General features: G+C 71.9%; 17 protein-coding genes. 4 read left to right on the top strand and 13 right to left on the bottom strand.

What is annotated here, in order from left to right; all coding sequences use genetic code 11:
• Nucleotides 1-93 precede the first annotated feature (93 nt).
• The 3 genes from ABH935_RS43180 to ABH935_RS43170 all read right to left on the bottom strand — a co-directional run bounded on the left by ABH935_RS43180 (nt 94) and on the right by ABH935_RS43170 (nt 5,138).
• Nucleotides 94-2,967 (bottom strand): VWD domain-containing protein, encoded by a 2,874-nt coding sequence (locus ABH935_RS43180; RefSeq protein ID WP_370383795.1) that lies wholly within the window; start codon nt 2,965-2,967, stop codon nt 94-96.
• Nucleotides 2,964-3,335 carry an LPXTG cell wall anchor domain-containing protein gene (locus ABH935_RS43175; RefSeq protein ID WP_370383794.1) on the bottom strand — a complete coding sequence of 124 codons (372 nt, stop codon included), beginning with the start codon at nt 3,333-3,335 and terminating at the stop codon, nt 2,964-2,966. Before ABH935_RS43175 ends, ABH935_RS43180 begins: the two co-directional genes overlap by 4 nt.
• Before the next feature lie 87 nt (nt 3,336-3,422).
• Nucleotides 3,423-5,138 carry an IlvD/Edd family dehydratase gene (locus tag ABH935_RS43170; RefSeq protein ID WP_370383793.1) on the bottom strand — a complete coding sequence of 572 codons (1,716 nt, stop codon included), beginning with the start codon at nt 5,136-5,138 and terminating at the stop codon, nt 3,423-3,425.
• A gap of 224 nt (nt 5,139-5,362) precedes the next feature.
• Here ABH935_RS43170 and ABH935_RS43165 point away from each other — a divergent pair, with 224 nt between their 5' ends.
• The 3 genes from ABH935_RS43165 (at nt 5,363) to ABH935_RS43155 (ending at nt 8,573) form a co-directional block, all read left to right on the top strand.
• A complete protein-coding gene (locus tag ABH935_RS43165) occupies nt 5,363-7,006 on the top strand; it encodes a protein kinase (protein ID WP_370383792.1) in 1,644 nt (547 codons plus the stop codon).
• A 158-nt stretch (nt 7,007-7,164) separates the two neighbouring features.
• Nucleotides 7,165-7,599 carry a hypothetical protein gene (locus ABH935_RS43160; RefSeq protein WP_370383791.1) on the top strand — a complete coding sequence of 145 codons (435 nt, stop codon included), beginning with the start codon at nt 7,165-7,167 and terminating at the stop codon, nt 7,597-7,599.
• 74 nt (nt 7,600-7,673) lie between these two features.
• Nucleotides 7,674-8,573: a HEAT repeat domain-containing protein gene (locus ABH935_RS43155; RefSeq protein WP_370383790.1), complete on the top strand. Its 900-nt coding sequence runs from the start codon at nt 7,674-7,676 to the stop codon at nt 8,571-8,573.
• A gap of 8 nt (nt 8,574-8,581) precedes the next feature.
• On the opposite strand, the gene ABH935_RS43150 is transcribed toward ABH935_RS43155, so the two are convergent.
• The 6 genes from ABH935_RS43150 to ABH935_RS43125 all read right to left on the bottom strand — a co-directional run bounded on the left by ABH935_RS43150 (nt 8,582) and on the right by ABH935_RS43125 (nt 14,994).
• Nucleotides 8,582-9,424, bottom strand: a complete 843-nt coding sequence (locus ABH935_RS43150; RefSeq protein WP_370383789.1) for an ACT domain-containing protein — start codon at nt 9,422-9,424, stop codon at nt 8,582-8,584.
• Nucleotides 9,425-9,524: 100 nt separating this feature from the next.
• Complete coding sequence (locus tag ABH935_RS43145; RefSeq protein ID WP_370383788.1) at nt 9,525-10,139, bottom strand: GNAT family N-acetyltransferase; 615 nt, start codon at nt 10,137-10,139, stop codon at nt 9,525-9,527.
• An 86-nt stretch (nt 10,140-10,225) separates the two neighbouring features.
• Nucleotides 10,226-10,957 carry a GGDEF domain-containing protein gene (locus ABH935_RS43140; RefSeq protein WP_370383787.1) on the bottom strand — a complete coding sequence of 244 codons (732 nt, stop codon included), beginning with the start codon at nt 10,955-10,957 and terminating at the stop codon, nt 10,226-10,228.
• A gap of 17 nt (nt 10,958-10,974) precedes the next feature.
• Nucleotides 10,975-11,217, bottom strand: a complete 243-nt coding sequence (locus ABH935_RS43135; protein WP_370383786.1) for a DUF5999 family protein — start codon at nt 11,215-11,217, stop codon at nt 10,975-10,977.
• Nucleotides 11,218-11,363: 146 nt separating this feature from the next.
• On the bottom strand, nt 11,364-14,327 hold the full coding sequence (locus ABH935_RS43130) for an AAA family ATPase (RefSeq protein WP_370383785.1): 2,964 nt from the start codon (nt 14,325-14,327) through the stop codon (nt 11,364-11,366).
• A 64-nt stretch (nt 14,328-14,391) separates the two neighbouring features.
• Nucleotides 14,392-14,994, bottom strand: a complete 603-nt coding sequence (locus tag ABH935_RS43125; RefSeq protein ID WP_370383784.1) for a sugar O-acetyltransferase — start codon at nt 14,992-14,994, stop codon at nt 14,392-14,394.
• A 131-nt stretch (nt 14,995-15,125) separates the two neighbouring features.
• Between ABH935_RS43125 and ABH935_RS43120 the strand changes: the two genes are divergently transcribed.
• Nucleotides 15,126-16,439 carry a peptidase S8 gene (locus ABH935_RS43120; protein ID WP_370383783.1) on the top strand — a complete coding sequence of 438 codons (1,314 nt, stop codon included), beginning with the start codon at nt 15,126-15,128 and terminating at the stop codon, nt 16,437-16,439.
• Between the two features lie 89 nt (nt 16,440-16,528).
• Here the strand turns inward: ABH935_RS43120 and ABH935_RS43115 are convergent, their stop codons facing one another.
• The 4 genes from ABH935_RS43115 to ABH935_RS43100 all read right to left on the bottom strand — a co-directional run bounded on the left by ABH935_RS43115 (nt 16,529) and on the right by ABH935_RS43100 (nt 20,983).
• Nucleotides 16,529-16,996 carry a hypothetical protein gene (locus ABH935_RS43115; protein ID WP_370383782.1) on the bottom strand — a complete coding sequence of 156 codons (468 nt, stop codon included), beginning with the start codon at nt 16,994-16,996 and terminating at the stop codon, nt 16,529-16,531.
• A 134-nt stretch (nt 16,997-17,130) separates the two neighbouring features.
• On the bottom strand, nt 17,131-18,624 hold the full coding sequence (araA, locus tag ABH935_RS43110) for an L-arabinose isomerase (RefSeq protein ID WP_370383781.1): 1,494 nt from the start codon (nt 18,622-18,624) through the stop codon (nt 17,131-17,133).
• Nucleotides 18,621-19,316, bottom strand: coding sequence for an L-ribulose-5-phosphate 4-epimerase (locus ABH935_RS43105; protein ID WP_370383780.1), 696 nt, complete (start codon nt 19,314-19,316; stop codon nt 18,621-18,623). The genes araA and ABH935_RS43105 overlap by 4 nt, the downstream gene beginning before the upstream one ends.
• Nucleotides 19,313-20,983 carry a ribulokinase gene (locus ABH935_RS43100; protein WP_370383779.1) on the bottom strand — a complete coding sequence of 557 codons (1,671 nt, stop codon included), beginning with the start codon at nt 20,981-20,983 and terminating at the stop codon, nt 19,313-19,315. Before ABH935_RS43100 ends, ABH935_RS43105 begins: the two co-directional genes overlap by 4 nt.
• Between the last annotated feature and the right edge of the window lie 7 nt (nt 20,984-20,990).

The raw sequence follows: 20,990 nt of genomic DNA, 5'->3' as shown, positions 1-20,990 counted from the left end.
CCGGGCCCGCTCGTACTGTTGGGGGGGGGTGTGTGGGGGGGCCGGCGCCGCCCCCCGCCCCCCCCACAACAGCTCCTCAGCCAGCTGCGAGGCTCACCCGTTGATCACCGGCGTGAACGAGTACTGCCCCGTCTTCTGGTCGTCCGACCAGACGATGAGGTCGTACTTCTGGCCGGCTTGCACCGTCTCCATGTCGATGTCGGAGCAGACGCCGTACGGGACCAGCACGTTCGGTGCCGGCGAGTCCTCGACGAGCCCCGCCGTCAGGTCGCAGCCCGAGGCGGCGGTCAGGAGCAGCTTGCCCGTGCTGGGAGCGGTGAAGGTGTGGATGTCCACGCGGCCCCGCGCCTCCAGGTTCCCGGCCACCGGCCGGCCGACGGTCATCGGGATCCGTTTCTCCTTCGCGGTCAGCAGCAGGAAGCCGTACTTGCCGGTGTCGCCGTCGTCGCGCTTCACCGTGAGCGTGTACGAGACACGCGGGTCCACCCGCCACTGGTAGTTGCTCGTGTAGGTGAAGCCCGGCGCGTCGTTGCTCTCGTCGGGGTCCAGCTTGAACGTCAGCGTGAAGCGGCCGCTGTCGCCGTTGCCTCCGGTGAGGTCGGCCAGCCGGAACACGGTCGCCGAGCCCAGGTCCAGATGGTAGACGTCGCTCTGGCCGGCTTTGGTGATCGACGCGGCGGCGCTGTCGCCGTCGTGCAGCGTCCCGCCGGGAGCGACCACGCCGCCGGGCGGGCCCTGGCCGGCCTCGACGTGCCGGTCCACGTCCTCCGCGCTGGTGGCGAAGGCCGGCTGGCCGCCGAGGCCGACGTCCAGGACACACGCCTCCAGCATCGACGAGTCGGTGACGCCGAGCTCCCGGCACAGCTCGCGCGCCGCGGCGGCCCGGGCCGGGTCGAGGTCGGCGAGCGTGACCGGTTTGTCGGGGAAGGTGCGGTCGGTGAACGTCGCGGTGTCCCTCCCCGGCGGGTACGGCAGCAGCGAGGTGGCGTCGGTGACCCGCCAGGTGTCCGCGAACGCGCCGAACAGCAGCTTCGGGTCCGGCGGATCAGTCAGCACCTGCCCGGTACCGGTCACCAGGTCGTTGTCCGGGTCGCCGTCGTCGTTCCCGAGCAGACCGCGGGTCTTGCCCCGCAAGGCGGTGGACGGGATCAGGAGCAGACTGAGCCCCCAGCTGCTCATCGTGCCGATGCGGGCCACGGTGCCGTCCGGCCAGCCGACCTCGAACTGGCCGTCGTCGGCGACCCGCAGGCTGCCGCCGCCGGACAGGCGCAGCCGGTCCGTGGACGGCACGATGTCCGCGCCGTTCAGCTCGACCCGGACGCCGTCGTCCATCGCGAAGGTCAGCCGGTCCGGGCCGATCCGCAGTCCGAAGGCGCTGTCGACGGACGCCAGACGGGAGTCCTCCAGCGGCGCTTGGCGCTCCTGGACCTCGATCCCCTCGGCATCGTCCTTGGCGAGCACGAACTCGCCGACGGTCTGGAAGTCGTAGTGGCGTCCGTCGAACGTGGTGAGATGCGGGTCGCCGGTACTGCACGACGCGTGGTCGTAGTCGGGGCCGGGCTCCGCGGCCCGGCGCCGTACCGCCCGCGGCCGGAGCTGGGGCTGCGCATGCGGACGCTCAAAGAGCGGCATGCTGCAACCACCGGTGCTCCGCACCGGCGGCGGGGGCGGCTTCAGATCATCGCACTGCTTCGCGATCGCGGCGTGGTCCGGATCAGTACCCGGAGGCAGCTTCACATCCCCGTGAGTCGAGCGAGGCAGCAGCCCCGGCTGCTTCTGCCGGTACAGATTCTCTCCGCGGACGGCCCTGATCTCCTCCCTTTTCACCGGGAGCGCGTCAGTGCACAACGTGTTGTCGTTCGTAGCGGTCGACATGTCGTCGATGTGGATGAGCTCGTGATACAGCGTCGCGCACCTGTCCTCAGGCACCCCGTCGTGGTAGACGAGCGGAGCACTCGGATTCCAGTGGACCTCCAGGACGTCTTCGTCATGACTCCAGACCGCCCGGCTGACGGCGTCGTACTCCCGGTAGAGCCGAATGTGAATGCGATGAAGGATGTCCGGCATGATCTGCAGCGGGTCGTCACTCGCGAACTTGGCCAGGCACCCGTTGAGGTCGTAGGTCATATCGGTGTCGGCGGCGTCCATGTTGACGATGTCGGCACTGGCGATCGTCGGCGCGCCCAGGCCGAGCAGGGCCACGCACACCGCGACGGCCGTCGCCCGGACCGCCACGACCCGGCGCCGTGGCACGCGGGCGACGCTCGTCGAGGCGGCCGCCAGAGTGAGGAGCGCACCGCCGCCGACCATCCAGGGCAGCGCCGGAAGCAGCGGCGCCAGCAGGCCCTTCGCGCAGTGCTTCGCCACCGTGATCGTGACGGTCGCCGTGCCGCTGCCGCCGGGGCACTCCCCCGGGCCGCCGGGCATCGCGTAGGTCAGCGACAGCGTGTAACGGCCCGGCCGGTCCAGCAGCCAGCGCCCGCTCACCGTCGTCCCGTCCGGCGCCAGCGCCAGCTCGGACAGGCCGGCGGCGCCGGGTTCGGGCGTGGCGGACAGGCCGAAGGAGACGCTGCCGCCGGGTGCCGTCTGCTTCGCGACCGCGGCCACCGTGGTGCGGATGTCATCGACGGGCTCGACGAGAGCGAGGCCGGGGTACTGGCGCGCTCCGTCGCGGGCCACCGACAAGCCGACAGTGCCCTGCGACGATGGCGCCAGCGCGCACGGCCTGCCGGTCTGGTTCGTCACGGTCAGGTGGACGGTGAACGCCTCGCCGACCTTGACGGTCTGGGGAGCCGTGACCGACAGCCCGAGCCACGCCGCCCGGGTCGCCGCCGCCGCTCGCTGCTGCCCGCCGGCGGACAGGCCGAGCAGGAACACTCCGACGGCTGCCACACACAGCAGCTGGCCCGCGAAAGCCAGGGCGGCGGCCAGGCGCGGGATCCGGATCCGTGTCCGGCGGCCGCTCACCTCGTCTCACCGCGACGGAGCCGCCGGGACGCCACGCGCAGCAGCAGGCCGCTGATCAGCAGGCCGGCCGCCGCCGCCAGGAGGGTGCCGGCCGACTCGCCGCCGGTGTTCGGGAGCGTGCCGCGCGCCGCGGCCCGGGATACGGTGCCCGGCGGCGGAGTCGCCGTCCCGCAGCCGGTGTCGGGGACCGGCGCCGCCGCCGTGGCGACCGCGCGGTACGGCGATGCTCCGCTCTCACTGGTCGGGCCGGTCAGCGCGCCTGCGCTCGGCTCCAGGAAGAGGTACGCGGCGGCCACGAGGGCTGCGAGGCGAACCGGGCGCTGGCCGGAGGCGGTTCGCGAGGACTGGACGGAAATGTCTGGTTGCACTTTGATATTCGAGCGCAACCCCATGCCAACACCTTGGCGACACGCGGGTGGATGGCTGCGATGTTCGCCGCCCGGCGGTGCGCCCGGTCAGTGCGACTCGCGGGTGACCTGCGAGCCGCTGGAGCCGACGAGGAAGTCCAGGTCGGCGCCGGTGTCGGCCTGTTGGACGTGGTCGATGTAGAGCCGTTGCCAGCCGCGGCCCGGATCGGCGAAGGCTGCGACGGCCGAGGGGTGTGGGCCGCGGGCCAGGAGTTCGTCGGTGGGCATCTGGACATCGATGCGCCGCGCCTCGACGTCCAGGGTGATGATGTCGCCGGTGCGGACGTACGCCAGGGGGCCGTCGGCAGCGGCTTCGGGGGCGACGTGCAGCACGACGGTGCCGTACGCGGTGCCGCTCATCCGGCCATCGCAGACGCGCACCATATCGCGGACGCCGGCTTCCAGCAGCTTCTTCGGCAGCGGCATGTTGGAGACCTCGGGCATGCCCGGGTAGCCCTTCGGCCCGCAGCCGCGCAGGACGAGGACCGAGTCGGCGTCGACGTCCAGGGCGGGGTCGTCGATGCGCGCGTGGAAGTCCTCGATGCTGTCGAACACGAGCGCGCGGCCGCTGTGGCGCAGCAGGTGCGGCGAAGCAGCCGCGGGCTTGATCAGGGCACCGTCGGGCGCGAGGTTCCCCTTGAGCACCGCGATGCCGCCCTGCGCCACCAGCGGCTCGGCGCGGGTCCGGATGACCTCGGCGTCCCAGGTCGAGGCCTCGTCGAGATAGTCGGCCAGCGGTCGGCCGGTGACGGTCAGCGCCTCGGAGTCCAGCAGTTCCCTGACCTCGCGCAGCACCGCGAGCAGGCCGCCGGCGCGGTGCAGGTCCTCCATCAGGAAGCGGCCGGCCGGCTGGAGGTCCACCAACACCGGGACGCGCGAGCCGATGCGGTCGAAGTCGTCCAAAGTCAGGTCGACGCCGAGGCGGCCGGCGACGGCCAACAGGTGGACGACCGCGTTGGTCGACCCGCCGACGGCGGCGAGCGCCACGATCGCGTTGTGGAACGAGGCCTTCGTCAGGAACGTGCTCGGCCGCCGTTCGGCGGCGACCATCTCGACGGCCAGCCGCCCGGTGCCGTGGGCGGCCTGCAGTAGCCGGCTGTCCGGTGCGGGGGTACCGGCGACGCCTGGTATCACCATGCCCAGAGCCTCTGCCACCAGTGCCATCGTGGAAGCGGTCCCCATGGTGTTGCAGTGCCCACGGCTGCGGATCATGGACGATTCCGAGCGGTTGAACTGCTCCTGGGACAACGTGCCGGCCCGCACCTCCTCCGAGAGCCGCCACACGTCGGTACCGCAGCCCAACGCGGCGCCGCGGAAGGTCCCGGTCAGCATCGGGCCGCCGGGCACGACCACCGCGGGCAGGTCCACCGAGGCGGCGGCCATCAGCAGCGACGGGATCGTCTTGTCGCAGCCGCCGAGCAGGACCACGCCGTCGATCGGGTTGGCGCGCAGCATCTCCTCGGTGGCCATCGCGGCCATGTTCCGCCACAGCATCGCGGTCGGCCGGACGTTGGTCTCCCCCAGCGAGACCACAGGCATCTCCAACGGAATACCGCCGGCCTCGTACACTCCGTCGCGCACCGACTTGGCCACCTCACCGAGGTGCGCGTTGCACGGGGTCAGGTCGGAGGCGGTGTTGGCGATGGCGATCTGCGGTCGGCCCTCGAAGGCGTCGTCCGGGACACCGCGCCGCATCCAGGCCCGGTGGATGTAGGCGTTGCGGTCCTGTCCCGCGTACCACTGCGCGCTGCGAAGGTTGTCCATCGGCCCGTCCTGCCAGTCGGTGCGATGATCGCATTTCTGGAACGCCTGGAGCGTACAGCGGATGGCCCTCAGCTCTGTCGGTGCCCTTCGGTACGCACCGGGTCAGAACTTCATGCGGCAGGGCGTTGATGCGCGGAGCGTCGTGCTGTGGCACAGTGACGTCGTTCTATGAACACGAGCGTTCTCAATATGCGGAGACGGTCCGTCACTCGGGGGTGGCTGTTGTGGACGAGCTGGTCGAGGGAGATCCGATTCGGGTCGGGCCCTATGAGCTTCTGGGCATTCTCGGATCCGGCGGCATGGGTCGGGTCTACCTCGGCAGCGATGCGGACGGCGGGCTGGTCGCGGTCAAGGTGATCCACTCCGATCTGGCCCGCGAGCCGGAGTTCCGCCGCCGTTTCGGGCGGGAGATCGAGGCGCTGCGCGCGGTGTCGGGCCCCGGGACGGCCGGTATCGCCGCGATCCTGGACGCCGATGCCGACGCGGCGCGGCCGTGGCTGGCGACGGAATACGTCGCCGGGCCGTCGCTGTATCACGTGGTGACCGAGTCCGGTGTCCTGGACACAGCGGCGGTGCGCACACTCGGCGCCGCGCTGGCGCGGACGCTGGCGGCCGTCCACGCGGCGCAGCTCGTCCACCGGGACATCAAACCGACGAACCTGCTGCTGCCCGAGGAGGGACCGAAGCTCATCGACTTCGGGATCGCGCGGGATCTGCAAGCCAGCACCATCACCAGGACCGGGCTCGCGGTGGGCACACCGCAGTTCATGGCTCCCGAGCAGCTGGAGTCGGGCCGCAAGACCGGCACGGCCGCCGACGTGTTCGCCCTCGCCGGGCTGCTGGTGTTCGCGGCCTCCGGCAGGGGACCCTTCGGGGACGGGACTCCCGCACAGCTGCTCTACGCGGTCGTCCACTCCGATCCCGACCTCGGCAAGGTGCCGGCCGAACTGCGGCCGCTGCTGTCGAAGTGCCTGACCAAGGACCCGGACAAACGCCCCACCGCGGCGCGCGTCGCGGAGGAACTGGAACGGCCGCCGAGGGCTCTCGACCCGAACGCCACCGTGCCGGTCGACGGCCCCCGGGGTGGCCCGGGCGGCCGACGTCGGGCGCAGCGCACGGCGCTGGTGGGAGCCGCGACGTTCGTGGCGGTGGCGATCGCGGCTGTGGTGCTGGTGGACGGCGAGGCGGCCGGCTCGAACAACGGCGGTGGCCGCTCCGCGAAGGGCGCGGCGTTTCCGACAGTGGTCGGAGGGACTTCGACCTCTGACTCGTCTGACTCGTCGGCCGCGTCCGGTGCGGAAACGTCCCCGACCGCCGCTGCCACCGCGCCGGGTTCGAAGGCGTCCGCGCCCTCGTCGGTCCCCGGCTCGATATCAGGACCCGGATCGCCGTCGGGAAGTGCGGTGGGCAGCACCAGCGGCGGACCGACCGGAGGCACCAGCGACGGCGCCCCCGGCCCCACGACGGCCGAGCAGCCCTCCGGAACACAGCGCAGCAACCCCGTCACACCGACGTCGCGAGTGGCGAGCTCACCTCATACGCCGCCGTCGACATCCCACGCGCCTTCGCCCCCGCCGTCCGCGGGCGGCGCACCGGGCTCCGTGACGGATGTCGCGGCGCCACCGGCCTCCCCGTTCATCACGATGACGGTCTCATGGTCCGCCGATCCCGAGGCGACCAGCTACGTCGTGAAGTACACCGAGTCGCTACGTCCAGGTTCGCAACCTGTCACGGCGACGGGTACCAGCGTCACGCTCAACGTCATCCCGCAGGAGACCGTCTGCATCCAGGTGCAGGCGGTGAACTCCTCCGGTGCGTCCGCCTGGTCCCCGTCCAGCCCGGTCTGCGTTCTGAACTGGACCCAGTGAGCGATCAGGGCTCCGGGCACGCCTGGCGCTCGACAGTACGCGCGAGAATGCAACTTCTTATTGTAGTGGCCGACCTTGAGGACCCCTCCTCTGCGAATCCACGGTTTCGCCGATAGGGTCCTCACCAGGTCAAGCCAGAATAACAAGGGGTAATATCAATGTCCTCTCGCCCGCATATATCCGCGGTATTCGGTGCGGCGTGTGTCGCGTTGCTGATCGCCGGGTGCTCAAGTTCGGGCACCGTCGGCGGGGACGCGTCGTCGAACAGCGCCGTGGGAGGTCTCACCGGCGGGAACTCGGCTGGGAGCGACGGGAGCGACGCCGGCTGTACCGAGGCGATGCAGGCGATTCAGAACGCTGAGAAGGCCCAGAGCTCCACCGACCTGCAGGCGGTCCTGAAAGTCGCCAACACCTCGATCAGCCAGCTGCGAGATGCCGCGCAAACCACCCAGAAGCCGGGCGGCAAGGACGCGATGAACAAGGTCGCCGACGACATCCAGACTGTCGTGAGCCAGGCGGAGAGCGGCCAGCAGCCGTCGCCCAGGCAGGCGCTCGCCGACGCGCAGGTAGTCGCGGGCATCTGCGGGTCGTGACGCGGACCGGCTCGGCTCCCGAGGCTGCCGGAAAACCGCAGGTCGACAGGCCTATCTCGCAGTAGGCTGAGGCGGTGGACCACGAGCAGATCATCACCCGCGCCGCCGCGCTCGGCCCGGGCACCGGCACCGGCGAGCATGAGAGCGAGAACGACGCCGAGGAGCGCTGGCGCCTGATCGGCGAGCTGCATCGAAGCACCGGCCGCGACGCGTTCGAAGCGGTCCTGGCGGCGGCGGTCTCGGACGAGCCCGCACGCCGCCTGGTCGCGCTGGACGCGCTCGGGCAGATCGGCTACGCGACGGGCCGCCCCTACGCGGAGGAAACGCTGCCCGTGCTCATCAGCGCGGCCGGCGACGACGACGCCGGAGTCGTCGCGTCCGCGGTCACCGCCCTCGGGCACGTCGGCGACGCTCGGGCCCTGCCCGCGGTTCTCCGACAGGTCGGGCACGCGAGCGCCGAGGTCCGCTTCGCCGCGGCGGTCGCGCTGCCGTCGCTGACCGGCGCCGACGAGCCGGGCGCCGTGGTCGCCGAGGGCACCGGCGCCGCAGTCGCCGAAGCCCTCATCGCCCTGACCCGCGACCCGGATCCCGAGGTACGCGACTGGGCCACGTTCGGCCTCGGCACCCAACTCGACGCCGACGGCCCGGAGATCCGCGAAGCCCTCGCCGCCCGCCTCGACGACGACTACGACCAGGCCGCGGAAGAGGCCGTGGCGGGCCTGGCCCGGCGCGGCGATCCGCGGGCGGCCGCCGCACTGCTCGACCAGTTGCGGCAGCTGGCGGACGACGATTCCATCCTCCCCGGAACCCTGCTGTTCGAGCTCGCCGCCGCGTCGCCCACGACGGACGCACTGCCGTTGCTGCGCCGCTTGTGGCAGCGCCGGAACGACTTCGAGCCGGCCGCCAGGCAGAGGCTCGCCGAGGCGATCGAAGCACATGCAGCCGGCTCGCCTGACCTTGACCGCAAGTCCTGACGCCTCCCTCACTCCGCCATGTGCCGCCGCCGCAGCTCCCCACACAGGCCCACCAAAGCCCGAGCCCGCGCGAACTCCGTCGGCGTGAAGTCCAGCGCCTCCCGCGTCACCAGCAGCGCGCCGCCGCCGGGGTCGGCCAGCGTGATCAGCGTCCCGACACACGACGCCTCCGGCACCTCGCGCGGATCCCACGTCACCGCGCACTGACCGAACAGATCATGCAGCGCCACCGGCAGCCCCGCGTCGCCGGCCGCCAGCCGCGCCGCCAGCGTCAGCACCCGCGCCGGAGCATCCGTGAGGTCGTCGCGCGCGGCCCGGTCGACCAGCGACACCTCCGCGCCCCCGGCCGCGACGGCCCCGGCGAGCGTCGCAGCATCGACAGTCGGCGGCACGTCGACCAGGAACTCGTCCAACACGCCCTCCCCCAGCGGATGCACCTGGAGCCCGACGATGTTCGCGCCAACCGCGGCCAGGCGCTCGCAGACCGCCGCCAGGCTTCCCGGGCGATCGCGGACCGCGGCCCTGATGCGCCACAGGTTCAGGTCGTCGTGCCATTCGGCGAGCGCCTCGTCCAGGGTGTCGGCGCTGCGTACTGAGACGAACGGGGTGTGCGCGCGTAAGCGGCCCGGTCCGTGCGCACGCCACCACCATTGCAGCACCAGGGCCGCCAGCAGTGCCGCGCCGAGGGCGATCAGCAGCAGCCAGCCGTAGTGCCTGCGGCCCAGCACCTCCGTGAACAGCCCCGCGGTGCCGACAGCGAGGAAGAGCACTGCGAGCTCGATGATCTCCCGCCGCCAGCTCCACTCCGGACGGCGACGGGTACGGCCGGGTTCGCGACGAGAAGTCCTCATACCCCGACTGTGCCCGGCCCCTGTTGCAAGATCAGGTCCGGTTCGTCACAGCCGCGTGAAGCGCGTGCACAGGCCCGGGAAACAGGTCATACGCCGAGCGTCAGGCGGCCGTCGAGCGCCCCAGGAAAGTCAGCTCGCCGGGGTCGGGGACGGAGATCTCGTGGAACCCGACGCGGTCATAGAACGCCCGCGCGCCGGTGTTCGCAGAGGACATCACCAGGTGCACGCGCGCCACGCCGGCCTTGTCGAGCGCTGCGAACAGCGTCGTGAGCAGCGTCCTGCCATACCCCTGCCCCTGGTACCCGGGCAGCAGATCAATGTGCAGATGCGCCGGGTAGTCGGCGAGGGCCGGATTCACCATGAGCTCCGGGTGGTGCAGGAACTCCGTCATCACCGCATCGGGCGTGCCCGGCTCTCCGCCTGGCAGCGGATGCCGCGCAGCGACCGTGGGCAGCCACTTCTCCCGGAAATCCTGGGCGAACCGCGCGGTGTCGCTGGTGCCCAGCACGTACCCGACCGCTCGTCCGCCGTCGTCGAGCACGAAGGCGAGGTCCGGCTCCAGCGCGGCATAGGGCCCGGCGAAGATCTCCGGCAGCAGCGTCTGGTCCCGATAGACACCACGCGCGTCGCCGCCAGCGGCACCGGTCCGCATGCAGATGTCGTAGAGCGCGTCCCGATCCTCGGGCCGGTAGGGACGGATGGCGGGTGAGATCACGACCTCACCGTAGCGCGGCGCACTGACAGTCAACGATCGACGTCCAACAGCCGATCCCTGAGCCCCGGCGCCAGACGCCAGACGCCCTAAGAACAAGCGCTCCGCGAGGCCTGCTCCGCGACCAACCCCGAAACCCGCACCTTGCACAGATGCGACTCGTCCAGCACCTTGTGCCGATGCGACCAGGGCTGCCGCATGTCAGGCGTATAAAGATGCGGCGCCACGCCGTACCGCTTCGCGTGGTACAGCGCTATGTCCGCGCACCGCAGAACGTCAGAAAACGCGTCCCCGGACTCCGGCACCGCGATCCCCGCCGACGCGCTCGGCACCAGCGTGACCGACCGCGTCTCGTCGAGCTTCAAATACTGCGGGACGCTCAGCGCCCCGACGATCGTCCGCACGTCCCGCACCACGGCCGCCGCCTCCGTGCACGGCAGCAGCAGCACGAACTCGTCTCCGCCGAGCCGGAACGCGCGCGCCCCGACGTCCCGGCACGCCGCCGCCAGCCGCTCCCCGACCGTCACCAGGTGCGCGTCGCCGACCTGGTGGCCCCAGGTGTCGTTCACCGTCTTGAAGTCGTCCAGGTCCAGCAGGGCCGCCGCGGGCGGCCGTCCGGCCTGGGCGGCGTGCTGGAAGTGCTGCCGTGCCGCGGTGCGGTTGGGCAGGCCGGTGAGCGCGTCGTGGTGCGCGAGCCAGCGGGCGTGGGCGGCCTCGCCGGCCGCGCGTCTGAGCCGGCGGCGCATGGCGGCCAGGCCCGCGAGGAAGCCGGACGCTCCCGCGGACGGGGCCGTCAGCAACGCCACAAGTGCGGAGTCCACCGGGGGTCCCAGCGCCTTCAGTCCGTGCGGCGGTGCGGCGCCACCGACCGGCCGTCGGGCAGCAGCTCACCGGTGTCGTCGAACTGGACCACGCCGTTGCACAGCAGCCCCCACCCCTGTTCGGGGTGGCTGGCGACCAAGTGAGCAGCCTCACGGTCCGGAGCTTCGAAAGTCGGGCACGGCGGGGTGTGGTCGCACGTGCGTTGGGTAGGAAGGACAGTACTTCGACTCTCTGCGTCGGCGTCCTTCGTGGCGATCATGTTGGCCTCCTGCGTGGCCGGCCTTTCCGCACCGGGTGTGTGGGGTGATGACGGGTGGGAAGCGGTACACGCCTCCACCCATGAGGTTCGCCGTCACTCCGGTAGAGATCAATAAGTATCCAATTTTGCAGGGGTACGTAATTTATTCAACCCCTGCGCCGTCCCCGTTCCCTAAGAACATCGCGGACGTCTCCCCTGGTGGTCCCCAGTTTCCGAAGCATCCGGGCGACGTGCTGCTCCACGGTGCGCGGCGAGAGGAACAGCGCCTCGGCGATGTCGTGGTTGGTCGCGCCGCGCGCCACGAGCTCGGCGACCTGGCGTTCCCGCGGGCTCAGCTCGTCGCCGTAGCCGCGTCGGCCGCGCCCCGGCGGCCGGGCCAGGCCCAGGTCGTGCAGGGTGTGACGGCAGCGCGCGGCGTCGTAGGCGGCGCCGAGGTGCTCGTATTCGGCCAGCGCCTCGTTCAGCCGGGCGGTGGCCGCCGCGCCGTCGCGGGCCGCGCTCAGGACGGTGCCGAGCTGCTCCGACGTGCGGGCGATCTCATAGGGGCGTCCTATGTCCGACCACAGGCTCCGTGCTGTTTCGAAGTCCCGGGCCGCGCTCGCCGGATCGGTCGCGCCCAGCAGCAGGCCGCGTGCGGCGTGGAACTCGGCCGTCGCGGCCGGCGCGTCCCGTCCCCGCAGCCCCGCCTCGACGTCGGCGACGAGCTGTTCGGCGGCCTCCCGGCGGCCGCAGGCCAGGGCCGCCTCGACGGCGACCGGGACCAGGCCGGTGCCCCGGGCCCAGGCCTCGGCCCAGCGCAGCGTCATCACGGCCGGTTCGGCGACCGCCCACGCGTCGTGCCCGGCGGCGGCGACGGCCGCGCCGGTGGAGCGGGTCGTCCCGTTGACGACGACGGCGGAGAGCCGGACGGCGACCAGCCCGGCGGCGGCCCGCAGCGCTCCGGTGACCTGCGACTCCACGTCCCCATAGGCGGCCGCGGAGGTGAACAGCTCGGCGGCGCGGTTGCGCAGCCCGCGCGCGGCGGCGACCTGGCCGATCGTGAGCGCCTCGTCCATCCTGGCCATGGCGATGTCGGGGTACTCGGCGCACAGCGCGGTGAAGCGGTTCTCGATGTCGGCCCAGTCCCCCGCCAGAGCGTCGAGCCGGAGCAGCGCGATCCGGCTGTAGGACTCCATGTAGGGATAGCTGACGCGCCGCGCGAGGTCGCGGCTCTCGTTCAGCATCCGGGCCGCGCGCCGGTCGTGGCCGAGTTCGATCGCGATCTCGCCGGTGTTGTAGAGCGCGCGGACCGTCTGGCGCATCTCCTCGTCGTTGTCGCTGGAGCGCGGCAGCTGGTCGGCCAGTGCCCAGACGGCCGGATCGCCTTGACGGGCGAGCAGCGTCAGGCGCGTGGCCTGGACCGCGGCGTGAACGGCCGGACCGGGGCTGAGCGCGGCCTGCGCCTCGGCCCGCTCGATCCAGGCCCACGCCTGCTCGGCGCCGCCGTCGCGCTCGTTCATCGCCAGCGCGATCATCGCGCGGGCCGCGCGGTCCGGGCGTTCGGCCAGCTCCTCGGCGGCGCGCGCCACCTCCTGGAACCCGGCCCGGTCGCCGGCGTGGCTGACCATGAGCAGCCCCAGCGACAGCCGGACCTCGCCGCGCGCCGTGGCCGGCAGCCGGGGGTCGGCCAGGATCCGGCGCAGCGCTCGGGCGTCGGTGACGTAGTCGACGCCGTTGACCGCGATCCCGGCGAGCGCCAGCGCGGCATGCGAGCGGCGGTCGCCGGAGATGCCGGGCTGCTCCAGGATCCGGTGCAGCAGCGCGGCGGCGGTGCCGGAGTCGCCGAGCGAGACCGCCTGGTCCGCGGCGGCTTCGGCGCGGTCCAGCCAAGCGTTCGGGTCGCCGAGTTGCATGCTGTGGTGCGCGATCTGGACCAGCGGCGGCGGGGTCTGGGCCTCCAGGACCGCGATGGCGCGGCGGTGCAGGCGGCCGCGCAGCGGGCCGGGCATCTGCTCGTAGGCGACGCGTTGGGCCAGCATGTGCCGGAAGTAGTAGCGGTCGGTGTCGGTCTCCTGCAGGACCGCGACGCGCAGCGCCTCGGTCAGACCGCGCGCGGCCTGGTCCGGTTCCAGGTCGGCGACCTGGGCCAGCAGCTGCTCGGCGGCCGGGACGTCCAGGACCGCGGCGGCTTCGACGACGGTTCGGGCCGGGTCGGACAAGGCGCTGAGGCGTTCGGTGAACGCCTCGCGCAGCCCGCGGGGCACCTCGGCGTGCGTGAGGTCGTCGATCAGGTCTCCGCCGGGGCCGGGGTCCGTCCCTGGGCCGCGCTCGGTCAGCGTGATCAGGTCTTCCTCGGCGGCCAACGGCAGGCCCTCGCTGCGCTGGTACAGGACGCTGCCCAGCTCAGGGGTGGCGTGCTTGCCGAGCGCGTCGTGGGCCAGGGCCAGCACGTCGGAGTCGGACAGCGGGTTGAGGTGGATCGCGGCGCCGCTGACCCCGGGCTGGCGCCGGTAGGACGGGCCCAGGACCGACACGCCCGGCGGCAGGTCCTCGTTCCGGTAGGTGAGGACCAGGCTGAGCTGTCCGGGCATGTCGCGGGTGAGCAGCAGGAGCAGTTCGCGGGTGGCCTCGTCGATCCAGTGCGCGTCCTCGATGACCAGGACCGCCGAGCCCAGGCCGGCCAGGAACGAGCACAGGCCGTTGACCAGTTGGTAGCGCTTGCCGTGGGCGTCGGCGGCCGGCGGGGGCGGTGCCGGGAGCCGGCCGGCCAGATCGGGCAGCAGCGGCGCCAGGGCGCCAACGCTGGGCGGGATGTCGACGGCCGGCGGGAGCCAGTCGCCGGCCTTGCGCAGCGCGTCGATGACCGGGCCGTAGGGGTACGGTTCGCGCAGCGGGTGGCACAGCCCGGTCAGGACCCGGCCGCCGGCCGCGGCGACGGCTCCGGCGGCCTCGTGCACCAGGCGGGACTTGCCGATACCGGCCTCGCCCTCGACCAGGACGACGGCCGGCGGGTGCCGGACGGCGGCCAGCAGCAGGCCGATCTCCCGTTCGCGCCCGACGAAGGCGAAGCCCGCGCCCGACCACGCCACCGTTTCGGTGTCGTCCGGGGCGTGCCGCGAGGAAACCGCCACGTGATCACCCGTCCAGATTTCCTCCAAAGTAGATCAAGCGGTGGTCTTTGGCTACGCGGGTTCCTCAAGCCTGCGCGGTGCGCGTCTTGAGGTCTGCCTCGGTGATTTCCCGCAGGACGCGGCAGGGCGTCCCGACCGCGACCGTCATCGCCGGAATGTCCCGGCTGACGACGCTGCCGGCCCCGATCACCGACCCGTAGCCGATACGCACCCCCGGCAGCACCACGGCGTTGCTCCCGATCCAGACCTTGTCCTCGATCACGATCGGCTCCGAGAACCGGCCGAAGTCCGCACGCCGCGCCGGGTGCACCGGATGGCCGGTGGTGGTCAGGGTCACGCTCGGCGCGATCATGACGCCGTCGCCGATCCGGATCTCGACGTCGTCGACGAACGTCAGGTTCACGTTGCCGAAGAAGTCGTCGCCGATGTGCACGTTGCTGCCGAACCCGGCGGCGAACGGCGGCAGCAGGACCGTGCGCGCGCCGACCGAGCCGAAGATCGCCTCCAGCAGGGCCCGGCGTTTGTCCGGTTCGCCCGGTGGAGTGCGGTTGTACTCGAATATCTCATCCGTGCGACGCTGTGAGGCCTGGAAGGCGGCTTCTGTCTCGGTATAGACGAGTCCCTTCGCGATCCGCGCCAGGACTAGTTCCTCATCATTCTGCGACACAGCAGAACACTCCGTTCTTTGCTCTGTATGGGGATCCACGGGGCTGCAGCAGAGGATTGACTCCTATTGGCAAGGCTCGCATATTCCCGGTGGGGGCTGTCGCTCCCGTTCATCCACCACCGGGAGGCAATATGTACGATCGTGTTCCCCCGTCCGTCGCGAGATTCCTGCGGCGCTCCGGCGTCCGCGTCGCGGCGCTCGGCGCGGCGTTCGCTCTCGTCCTGGCGTTCGGCGCGCCGGCGAGCGCCGCGACCAGCGGCACGAGCGGCAGCGCGACCGGCAGCGCCGCGGTGGCTCGCGGGGCCCGGCCGGCCCTCGCCCCGATCGTCCCGTTCGGGTGCGCCAAGGTCGTCAAGGGTCGGGCGCAGTGCCTGGGACGGGGACGGCTCGCGCCGAACACCACCGGCAGCCCGACCAGCTCCGGGCTCAAGCCCTCGGACCTGATATCGGCGTACAAGCTCAGCGGCACCAGCGGGGCCGGGCGGACGGTGGCGATCGTCGACGCCTTCGACGACCCGAACGCCGCCAGCGACCTGGCGGCCTACCGCAGCGCGTACGGCCTGCCGGCCTGCACCGCCGCGAGCGGCTGCTTCCAGAAGGTGAACGGTAACGGCGCGGCCTCGCCGCTGCCGGCGGCGGACTACGGCTGGGCCGAGGAGGAGAGCCTGGACCTGGACATGGTCTCGGCGATCTGCCCCGGCTGCCACATCCTGCTGGTGGAGGCGGCCGGCGCGGACACCACGTCGCTGACCACCGCCGAGGACACGGCTGCGGCGAACCCGGCCGTGGTGTCGATCTCCAACAGCTGGGGCGCGGCCGAGGACAGCTCGACGCTGGCCGCCGACTCGCACTTCAACCACCCCGGCAAGGCGATCACCGCCAGCTCCGGCGACGGCGGCTACGGCGTGCTGTGGCCGGCGGCCTCGCAGTACGTCACCGCGGTCGGCGGCACCAGCCTGAGCACCGCCTCGAACGCCCGCGGCTGGACCGAGACCGCGTGGTCCGGCGCCGGCAGCGGCTGCTCGACGCAGGAGCCGAAGCCGACGTGGCAGACGGACACCGGGTGCGCGCACCGGACGGTCGCGGACGTGTCTGCGGTCGCCGACCCGAACACCGGCGTGGCCGTCTACGACACCGCGAACAGCTGCGGCGGCGGGGCGTTCTGCGACCTGCTGCTCTCCCTGGGCCTGGCCACCGGCGCCGACGGCTGGGTACAGGTCGGCGGGACCAGCGCGTCCTCACCGATCATCGCCTCGGTCTACGCCCTGGCCGGCAACACCGCCACGATCCAGTACGGCCACCAGCCGTACACGAACCCCGGGGCGCTGTTCGACGTGACCAGCGGCTCGAACGGGACGTGCACCCCGACGTACCTGTGCACCGCCGGAGCCGGGTACGACGGACCGACGGGGTTGGGGACGCCGAACGGGACCGGGGCGTTCTGACCCGGTAGGGCTTGGTCGACGGCTGAAGGCGGTGCCGGATCGGGGACGATCCGGCACCGCCTTTCGCAGTGTTTTAGGACTTCTGAGTTCTAGGACTTATAGACCAGGACGCAGGCCTGCTGGATCCGGTGCCATCCGCCGTTCTCGTTGACCCACAGGTTGGCGCAGTAGAAACCGGTGTACGTGGCGCCCTGGTAGGGCGTCTCGCACGAGGTGCCGGCACCGGGGCTGAGCGTGATCGTGATCGAGTTGCACAGCGTGGTGCCGTTCGGGTTGGTGATCTGGACGTGCCCGGTGTAGTAGTTGCCGGAGGAGTCGTAGAAGCCGGGGCTGAGGACCGACACCGAGCCGATGCCGTCGGCCACGACGTTCGAGCTACCGTCGATGTGCATGCAGAGGTGGAACACCTGCGACGCGTCATAGTTGCAGGTCGACGCGCTGGCGGAGGCACCGCCCGCAGACGTGACGGTGAGCCCGGCGGCGACGAGCGCCACCCCCAGAGCCGCGACCCGCGGCCTCGCGAGCAGCTTCCTCGACACCGATGTGCGCATGGACATAACTCTCTCCCTATGTCAGGTGGCCAAAGAATCGGATGGCTCGACGCCTTCGACGTTCCGAGTCTCGAACACACCTCTTGCGCGACGGTTGCGGTCCCATTGCGCAGGACCCTGCGAAACGAGGCAGCGGCTCCTCAGAACCCCCGAGCCAGCCGGTAGTACGCCTGATTCCACCGCTGCTCCCGCTCGAACTGCCGCACCCGCGTGTCCTCGTCGATGACCAGCAGCTCGACGCCGACGATCTCGGACAGGTCGCGCAGCACCTCGGTGCTCAGCGCCGAGGAGTAGACCGTGTGGTGCGGCGCGCCGGCGATGAGCCAGGCCTCTGCGGAGGTGCGGAGGTCCGGCCGGGGCGACCAGACGGCGCGCGCCACCGGCAGGTTCGGCAGCGGCTCGGGCGGGGCGATGGTGTCGATCTCGTTGGCGACCAGGCGGAAGCGGTCGCCGAGGTCGGCCAGGCCGGCCACGAACGCCGGGCCGGGGGCGGCGTCGAAGACCAGGCGGACCGGGTCTTCGCGGCCGCCGATGGACAGCGGGTGCAGTTCCAGTTTCGGGCGGCCGGCCGCGATCGTGGGACAGACCTCCAGCATGTGCGCGCCGAGGACCAGGCCGCGGTCGTCCTCCAGGTGGTAGGTGTAGTCCTCCATGAAGGAGGTGCCGCCGGGCAGTCCGACCGCAGCAGCTTTCAGCGCGCGCAGCAGCACCGCGGTCTTCCAGTCGCCCTCGCCGCCGAAGCCGTAGCCGTCGGCCATCAGGCGCTGCACCGCCAGCCCCGGGAGCTGGCGCAGCGCGCCGAGGTCCTCGAAGTTCGTGGTGAAGGCGCCGAAGCCGCCGTCGCTGAGGAACCGGCGCAGTCCGGCCTCGATGCGTGCGCCGTAGCGCAGCGATTCGTGGCGTTCGCCGCCGGGCAGCAGCTCCGGGGCGACGTCGTAGAAGTCCGGGTACTCGGAGACGAGCGCGTCGACCGCCTCCTCCGGGGCCTGCTCGACCGCCTCGGCCAGCGCGTTGACGCCGTAGCCGTTCACCGACACGCCGAACGTCAGCTCGGCCTCGACCTTGTCGCCCTCGGTGACCGCGACGTCCCGCATGTTGTCGCCGAAGCGCGCCAGCCGCAGCGTGCGCAGCGCGGCGGCGGCCAGGGCGGCGCGCGTCCAGTCGCCGACGCGGGCGGTGACAGTCGGGTCGGAGACGTGGCCGAACACGGTCTTGCGCGGCACCCCGAGCCGGCTCTGCACGTACCCGAACTCGCGGTCGCCGTGCGCGGCCTGGTTCAGGTTCATGAAGTCCATGTCGATGCTGGACCACGGCAGCGCCCGGTTGGCCTGGGTGTGCAGGTGCAGCAGCGGCTTGCGCAGCGCGTCCAGGCCGGCGATCCACATCTTGGCCGGGGAGAACGTGTGCATCCAGGCGATCACGCCGACGCAGTCGTCGTCCGCGTCGGCCTCCAGCATCACCCGCCGGATGGCGGCGCTGTCGGTGAGCACCGGGCGCCAGGTGACCGGCACGGGTATCGCGCCGTCGGCGTCCAGGGCCGCGGCGACCTCGCGCGACTGCTCGGCGACCTGCCGCAGCGTGTCCTCGCCGTACATGCCCTGCGAGCCGGTGAGGAACCAGATTTCGGCGGTCATCGCTGTGTGTCTCCCTGTGAGGCGGACCGGTCCGAGGACTGGCCGTAAACGTTCTGATAGCGGTCGTACAGCGAGGCGATGTCCTGCTCCCCGATGGGCAGCGGACGGCCGTGCGCGCGGGCCAGGTGGACCGTGCGGGCCACGTCCTCGGTCATCACGGCCGCCTTGACCGCGGCCTTGGCACTCTCGCCGACGGTGAACACGCCGTGGTTGCGCATGAGCACGGCCGGGGAGTTGCTGCCGGCCAGGGTCTCGACGATGCCCCGGCCGATCGAGTCGTCGCCGATCAGCGCGAACGGCCCGACCGGGATCTCGCCGCCGAACTCGTCGGCCATCGCGGTCAGCACGCACGGCACCGGCTCGCCGCGCGCCGCCCAGGCCGAGGCGTAGGTGGAGTGGGTGTGCACGACGCCGCCGACCTCGGGCAGGTGCCGGTAGACGTAGGCGTGCGCGGCGGTGTCGGAGGACGGCGCGAGGTCCCCTTCCACCACGTCGCCGTCGAGGTCGCAGACGATCATGTTCTCCGGGGTCAGGTCGTCGTAGGCGACGCCGGAGGGCTTGATGACCATCAGGTCCGCCCCCGGCACGCGCGCCGAGACGTTGCCCGCGGTCCACACCACGAGCTGGTAGCGGACCAGCTCGGCGTGCAGGTCGCAGACCTCGCGGCGGATCCGGGCTATGTCGGTGCTCACTGTGCTCGGCCTTTCTCAGAGGCAGGGTCGGAGGCGAGGGCGGCGTTGCGGATCTTGCGCAGGCGGTGGAGCGCTCCCCCGCCGCCGGCGAACGCGTCATGGAGAGAGCGGTACTCGGCGAACAGCACGTCGTAGGCGTCGGCGCGCGCCGGGTCGGGAACGTACGCGGCGACCTCGCAGGCGCCCATCGCCTCGGCGGCGGCGGGGACGTCCGGATACGCCCCGGCGGCGACGGCGGCGTGGATCGCCGAGCCGAGCGCCGGGGCCTGCTCGGACACCGCGACCGAGACCGGCCGGCGCAGGATGTCGGCGTAGAGCTGCATCAGGAAGCTGTTCCGCTTCAGGCCGCCGGCGACCACGAACTCGTCGACCTCGACGCCGCCGGCTTCGAAGGCCTCGACGATGACGCGGGTGCCGAAGGCGGTGGCCTCCAGCAGCGCGCGGTAGACCTCCTCCGGCCGCGTGGCCAGCGTCAGCCCGATGACCACCCCGGACAGGTCGTGGTCGACCAGGATCGAGCGGTTGCCGCCCATCCAGTCCAGGGCGATCAGCCCATGGCCGCCGACCGGCTGGTCCGCGGCGGCCGCGGTCAGCGTGTCGTGGTCCTGGCCGGTCAGGCGGGTCCACCAGGCGAAGATGTCGCCGACCGCGCTCTGCCCGGCCTCGTAGCCGTAGTAGCCGGCGGTGATGCCGCCGTCCACGACGCCGCAGATGCCCGGGACGTCGGCCAGGACCGGGCTGTTGAGCACGTGGCAGGTGGAGGTGCCCATGATCGCCAGCAGCTTGCCGGGTTCGACGGCGCGCGCCGCCGGAGCGGTGACGTGCGCGTCGACGTTGCCGGCGGCCACCGCGATGCCGGCGGGCAGGCCGGTCCACTTCGCCGCACGCTCGCTGAGGCCGCCGACGCGGGAGCCGAGGGCGGCCAGGCCGCCGGGGTGCTCCAGGCGCGTGGTCGCGAAGTCGGCGAAGCGCGGGTCGAGGGCTGCCAGGAAGTCAGTGGACGGATAGGCGCCGTCCTGGAAGATCCCCTTGTAGCCGGCGGTGCAGGCGTTGCGGGACTCAGTGCCGGTCAGCTCCCAGACGATCCAGTCGGCGGCTTCGATCCAGCGTTCGCAGCGCTCGTAGACGTCCGGTGCTTCGTGCAGCACCTGGAGCGCCTTGGCGAACTCCCACTCCGAGGACTGCTTGCCGCCGTAGCGCGGGGCCCAGGCCTCGCCGCGCTCGGCGGCCAGGGCGTTGATCGCGTCGGCCTGGCCCTGGGCGGCGTGGTGCTTCCAGAGCTTGGGCCAGGCGTGCGGCACGCCGGCCAGGCCCTCGACCTCGCACAGCGGCGTGCCGTCGGCCAGCGCGGGCAGCACGGTGCAGGCGGTGAAGTCGGTGGCCAGGCCGATCACGGCGGCGGGGTCGACGCCGCCGGCGGCCAGGGCCGCGGGCACGGCTCCGCGCAGCACTTCGCGCCAGTCCTCAGGGTTCTGCAACGCCCAGTCCGGCGGCAGCGGGCCGGTACCGTCCGGAAGCCGGTGGTCGATGACGCCGTGCCGGTACTCGACGACCGCGCTGCCGACTTCCCGTCCGTCGGCGACGCGCACCACGACGGCGCGTCCGGACAACGTCCCGAAGTCGACGCCCACGACGTACTGCGCGATGTTAGCGGTAACACTACTCATGGTCGGA

The organism is Catenulispora sp. GAS73 (assembly GCF_041262085.1).
GTDB lineage: Bacteria > Actinomycetota > Actinomycetes > Streptomycetales > Catenulisporaceae > Catenulispora.
Note: the sequence above shows the minus strand (reverse complement) of the source record. Positions and strands in the feature narration are given on the sequence as shown.

Excerpts from the sequence above, each read along its gene's own strand:
- ABH935_RS43170 (WP_370383793.1), bottom strand. The coding sequence starts at position 5,138 with ATGGACAACCTTCGCAGCGCGCAGTGGTACGCGGGACAGGACCGCAAC.
- ABH935_RS43160 (WP_370383791.1), top strand. The coding sequence starts at position 7,165 with ATGTCCTCTCGCCCGCATATATCCGCGGTATTCGGTGCGGCGTGTGTC.
- ABH935_RS43150 (WP_370383789.1), bottom strand. The coding sequence starts at position 9,424 with ATGAGGACTTCTCGTCGCGAACCCGGCCGTACCCGTCGCCGTCCGGAG.
- ABH935_RS43135 (WP_370383786.1), bottom strand. The coding sequence starts at position 11,217 with ATGATCGCCACGAAGGACGCCGACGCAGAGAGTCGAAGTACTGTCCTT.
- ABH935_RS43120 (WP_370383783.1), top strand. The coding sequence starts at position 15,126 with ATGTACGATCGTGTTCCCCCGTCCGTCGCGAGATTCCTGCGGCGCTCC.
- ABH935_RS43115 (WP_370383782.1), bottom strand. The coding sequence starts at position 16,996 with ATGTCCATGCGCACATCGGTGTCGAGGAAGCTGCTCGCGAGGCCGCGG.
- araA (WP_370383781.1), bottom strand. The coding sequence starts at position 18,624 with ATGACCGCCGAAATCTGGTTCCTCACCGGCTCGCAGGGCATGTACGGC.
- ABH935_RS43100 (WP_370383779.1), bottom strand. The coding sequence starts at position 20,983 with ATGAGTAGTGTTACCGCTAACATCGCGCAGTACGTCGTGGGCGTCGAC.